At 62.6% G+C, this 4,813-nt stretch carries 6 protein-coding genes and 1 pseudogene; all 7 read right to left on the bottom strand.

Going from position 1 to position 4,813, the window contains the following annotated elements:
* Nucleotides 1-904: hypothetical protein (locus EN738_RS30995; RefSeq protein ID WP_210214096.1), on the bottom strand; the 904-nt coding region annotated here is incomplete at its 3' end.
* On the bottom strand, nucleotides 901-1,134 hold the full coding sequence (locus EN738_RS30990) for a hypothetical protein (RefSeq protein ID WP_245494824.1): 234 nt from the start codon (nucleotides 1,132-1,134) through the stop codon (nucleotides 901-903). The genes EN738_RS30995 and EN738_RS30990, both read right to left, overlap by 4 nt.
* A gap of 127 nt (nucleotides 1,135-1,261) precedes the next feature.
* A complete protein-coding gene (locus EN738_RS30985; RefSeq protein ID WP_127286926.1) occupies nucleotides 1,262-1,624 on the bottom strand; it encodes a hypothetical protein in 363 nt (120 codons plus the stop codon).
* On the bottom strand, nucleotides 1,624-2,823 hold the full coding sequence (locus EN738_RS30980; RefSeq protein ID WP_127286925.1) for a hypothetical protein: 1,200 nt from the start codon (nucleotides 2,821-2,823) through the stop codon (nucleotides 1,624-1,626). The genes EN738_RS30985 and EN738_RS30980 overlap by 1 nt, the downstream gene beginning before the upstream one ends.
* Before the next feature lies 1 nt (nucleotide 2,824).
* The gene (locus EN738_RS30975; protein ID WP_127286924.1) at nucleotides 2,825-3,511 is read right to left on the bottom strand and encodes a hypothetical protein; all 687 of its coding nucleotides are present in this window, start codon (nucleotides 3,509-3,511) and stop codon (nucleotides 2,825-2,827) included.
* On the bottom strand, nucleotides 3,511-3,765 hold the full coding sequence (locus tag EN738_RS30970) for a hypothetical protein (protein WP_189606062.1): 255 nt from the start codon (nucleotides 3,763-3,765) through the stop codon (nucleotides 3,511-3,513). Before EN738_RS30970 ends, EN738_RS30975 begins: the two co-directional genes overlap by 1 nt.
* Before the next feature lie 13 nt (nucleotides 3,766-3,778).
* Nucleotides 3,779-4,813: pseudogene (locus tag EN738_RS30965) on the bottom strand (hypothetical protein); the annotation flags it as partial.

The following is a 4,813-nucleotide window of genomic DNA, read 5'->3' as shown; positions in this document are numbered from 1 at the left end:
CAAGCCGGTCCCATGCATCGTTGATGAAGGTGACCATCCGCTTCTCAGGGATTTCGGAGTAAAGCGGCTTGTCGGCTGACAAGCGGCCCAACTCTTCATTGGCGGCGGTGGTGGCGTCGCGCTCCTGGAGCCTCTGGTTTATGCGGTCGTCGATGTTCGCGGAGTTGTGGACAGATGCGAGCATCTGCTTCAACCCGGCGATTTCCTGCCGCAATTCGCTTTCGCCCTGCTGGACGGTCTGGCCGAAGACACCCGCAATCTTGTCTCGGATGCCATAGCCGTCGATGATGCTCATGATCGTTTCAACGGGAGCCTTGTCCATGCTCTGCTGGACTTTGAAAAGATACTCGATTGCCTGGGCTGGCGTGACGACCTTGCCGTCAGCCATCTTCTTGCCCGTGTTCGGGTCGAAGTAGCCGCCGTTGCGATCGAGGATTTCCTGAATGGGCTTGTAAACCGAAACCTGTCGGCCGTGGTCGGACAGACGGCCCTGAAGCTCCTGCTCGCGCTCGGCGACGAACTTGCGCAGCTCGGCCGGCGCTTTCTCCCAAGCCTGCTTGACGTTCTCGGCAACGCCGCCCTTGATGCCCTGCCAGTTGGCCGGGAGAGGAACCGACCCTGCGTCAGGCGTCAGACCACCGCCGGCCTGTTCCTCTCCGCCACCGCCCTCGGGCGATACCTTGCCGGCGTCAGCTTTCGCGTCGGCCTTCTTCTCGGGATTCGGGCTGGAGAACTTGCCTTCGTCCCGCTCGGCGCCGTTGTCGCGCTCGTTCTTGTTCCAGATGGCTTCCAGCGCCGCGTCGTCGGCCGCATCGGCCGCTGCCGCATTGCTGTTCGCGGCCTCGGCGAGTGCGCCGGCAGGCGGGGCGTTGTTGGCAAGGCTTTCTGCTACAGCAGTGCTCATCGAAATTCCTCTGACACCTGAAGGCCCCGCTTCTTGCAGAAATCGGGGTTGCGAAATTTGCCCTTCGTCGGCGACAGGGATGGCTCGTATTCAACGCAGTTGTTGCGCTTCAGATCATCGCGGCGCTGAGAGCGCGTTGTGATCATTCGGCCATCGATCGGCGAGGCGTAATCCGGGATGTCGGAAATGACGTTCGGCATGACGATCTGGCCGGCGAACGGCTTTTCCATCGGAACGCCGGTCTGCCGGTCGACGAAGATGCCATCTCGGAAAACGTACCTGGCCAATTTCCTGTCCTGCTTTTCGGGCAGATACAGGGTGCAAGCGGTCGGTGCGAAATTCTAAGCCGCTTGCAATTCAGGACGTTAGGAGCAGCAACACGGCGTCGTCATCGTCGCGCATGGCTGCCATCTCGCGGTCGATGACCATGCGGCCAAGGCGTCGCTCCAATGCAGCCGCGTCCGGCACCTCGATCGGCGGGGCTTGGAAGCCGGCGAGCAAAGCTGCAACAATCTCCGGCGTGAGCGCCGGCCACTCGACCAGCTCGACAGGTGCAGGCGACGGCTCATCGAGGTCGACAACCTTGCCATCGCGGACGTATTTGATCGGCTTGCGATAGTAGCCGCCACCTGGCTTGAAGAGCGAATCGACGTCGGCGCCGTGCGGGCCGAAGTACCGATTTCCAAAATAGCGCTTGCCGAAATAGCGATCAGCAAACATCAGCTCGGATCCAGAATGACCGCCAGTCGATTACCGTCCTGATCGACCGATGCGTTGATGCGGTCCTTCGTGTCGTTGGTGTCGCGGAAAATAGCTGTTCCGGTCCCGAGACCATTCGCCTTGCCGAGCAGCGCGGCAGACCAGAGGCGGAAGCCCTGTCGAGGCGTCATGCCTGCCTCGATGCCGGAAGCCCGATCTAGCATCGCGTCGGCGTTCTGGTTTGCCGTCGGGATGTCGCCCACAGCAGCCGGTGCAGCGGGCAGATTGTCGGTCTTTGCCTTGATCGGGCCTGTGTCCGACTTGATGGCAGCGATGTCGGCCGAGACCGATGCCGCGGCGGGCGCGCCGAGCTTCGTGTTCACCGCCAGCACGTTGTTGTTGATGGTGGTGTCGTTGCCCGACAGCGTCGAAAGCTGCGTGTCGAGATTGGCTGACGCCATGCCGACGGCACCGCGAACACCGGCTCCATCCAGGTCGTTGAAGCCGGTGACGCCGGTTCCCTTGGCCAGGACGATGTTGGTGCCGGCGGTGAGCACGCGCGTAGCGGTCGACCAGACCGCATCGAGAGCATTGGCCGCGAACTTCGCAGCGGTGATGGCGCCGGCCGCAAAGGTGTTCGCCGTGATTGCGCCCGAGTTCCAGGCCGTGCCGGCGGCGTGCGTGGTGTTCACTTCCGGGCGACCCGAGGCAAACGTGCCGGCGGCACCGCCGAACTGCGTGACGTTCACCGCCGCTATGCCGGCCGCAAGGCTCACCTGGCCGGTGCCAGTGCCCGACGACAGCAGCACGCTCGAACCGAGGTCGCGCGCTGTCTGGGTCGTGCCGGCAATCTTGATCACGTCTACCCGACCATTGGCGTCGACCAACGCTGTGGTGCCGCTCGTCGTGTCTCGCCGGAAAAGCTCGATGACACGCGACACCGGGGCCATGCTCGCTTGGGTGATATGCACGCAATACTCTTCCGCGTCCGAAGTCGACGCAATGGTGGTGTCCTCGTCGATCAGCAGGGAATAGACGCCCGGCATGTTGGCGGCGGACAGTTCGGTGATGGTCGGCGTGGTGTAGACAGTCGCAGTCCCCCCATTGCGGCTGCGATAGACAGTGAATGACGACAGGCCGGTCTTGCGCGTCTTCAGGTCCGTGCTGTCGACGGCGACGAAGTAGATGGCCTGGTCGGTTTTACCGCTCGGAATGCGCATCTCAGTGCACCGCCGTTGTACTGGCGCTGTTGGAGTTGGAACCGCCAGAGGTAAATGCGGCAGGGTCTTGGCTGGTCGCCGTTGCTTTCAGATAGTCGACCCTGAGCGCAAAGTTGTTGGTGCCCTTCGCCTTGCTGATGACGTTGGTGTAACCGGCTGGACCGGCCGTGATGGAGAAGCCCCATTGCGCCGCCGCGGCGAACCAAAGGTCACTGGCGGAGCCCCAGGAAGGTGTCAGTGAGGGGGGATTGGGAGCAGAACTGTTCGCGCCAACCGACGTAGCTTCCGGAATGGAGCTGGTCTGCCCAGTGACGCGCAGGCATCCCCAGGCAGTCTGACAGCTGCCATGAGAAACGACCATCGAAGCGCCCTCCGTGCCGGTGGCCTGCTTGTAGTAGCCGGTAAAGCGGATGCCGCCGTTAGAGGCGGTGTACAAGCTGGTCCAGCCGGACGGCGTGGTTGGAGTGATGAGGTTGTCAGATGCAAACCACAACAGGAGCAGTTCGCCGGCTACGATCCCGGTCGGAAAGGTAACCGTGGTAGAGGTGGTGTTGGATGAGCCGTTGTCGCCGCTCGTAGGAGTGCCGACCACATCGAATGTTGGAGCCACTCCAACCAACGGGTTCAGCAATCCGTCCATGAACTGGATCGGCTGGTAAGGGTAGAACTGGCCGCTATCGCCGAACATCAGCTATTGAGATCCACCGCGGCGATGGCATCAGCCTTCGATTTCAGGGCGGTGAACTCGGCCGTCATCTTGGCGAGTTGGGCCTTCACTGCGGCCTCATAGGCATTGCTGGTGCCGAACGCGTTGACGGTGGCGATGACGTCGGCAAAGTCGTTCGGGATCGCAGCGAGGGCCGTCGAGGCCCCGCTCGCGTTCGCCTTCACCTTGATCATCACCTGACGCTGGTCGCTGAGACGCTGCGCGATGGCAGCCATCCCTACCTCGACTTCACTGGTTGTAGCCATTTGCCTGGGCTCCTGATTGTGGGGGCTGCATGGGGATCGCCGTCACCGCGCGGCCTTGGGCGTCCCGGATGATCTGCTTTGGCTGCGACAGCACCTGAATGAGCGCGGCAAGCGCCTGCCCGAACATGTCGCGCTGCGCGGCCATCTCTTTCAACACCGCCTGGCCGTCGATCTGCTCGGGATCGGGCGGCGGCACGATGCCGTTGGCGAGCAGGACCTGGTTCTGGTCGATGCACGCGGCCTGGCGCTTCGTCTGAAGGTCCAGACGCTTCTCAGCCATCGTCATGTCGTGCTGTTCGCGCTTGAACTGCATGTCTTGCGCAGCGGCGTCCTGCCTGGTCTTTGCATCAGCGACTTTCGCCGCTTGGTCCGCTTCTCGCGCCTTCGCGTCCGCCTGAGCTTTTTGTTGTTCGGCACTTGGCTGCGGAGGCTGGCCGGCTTGCGCCTTGGCATCGGTCACCATCTTTTCCAGAACGTCCTCGACCGACTTGCCGAGGTTGAAGAGACGCGAGTTCGCGGCGAAGATTTCGACCGCCACTTCCTTCGACATCTCGCCTTGCTGGATCAGCGGACCGACGGCGGCCCAATAGGCGCCGGCCGCCTGCATGAACTCGGCCGTCTCTGCCTTCTGCCTGGTAAGATCAGCCTTGACCGTCGAATCGCTCTCGACGTCGATGCGGTACATCATGGCCAGGCGCTGCGTCAGAAGCTGCTGGATCGACTGTAGCTTGGCCAGCTTCGCCTGCCGCTGTTGTTCGGCCTGCTGAGCCGCCTGCATGGCCTGCTGAAGCTGCTGTTGCTGCTCGGGTGGCACCTGAGTGCCGGGCGGTGGCGCCGGCGGCGGCTGCACCGGCGTCAGATCCTGCTGCGTCGGGATGATCTGGACGCCGGTCATCTGCTGCAGCGTCTCATGCGAGAACTTCGCCGGGATGATTTCCGCCATCATGACGAAGATGTCGCGGGCGCAGCGCTCCATCATGCGCTGCATCTTCTGGATGCGCAGCGAACCCCATTGCGT

Origin of the sequence: Mesorhizobium sp. M4B.F.Ca.ET.017.02.2.1 (assembly GCF_003998955.1) — a bacterium.
Lineage (GTDB): Bacteria > Pseudomonadota > Alphaproteobacteria > Rhizobiales > Rhizobiaceae > Mesorhizobium > Mesorhizobium abyssinicae.
The sequence above is the reverse complement of the archived record's forward strand: the minus strand, read 5'-3'. Positions and strand labels throughout refer to the sequence as shown.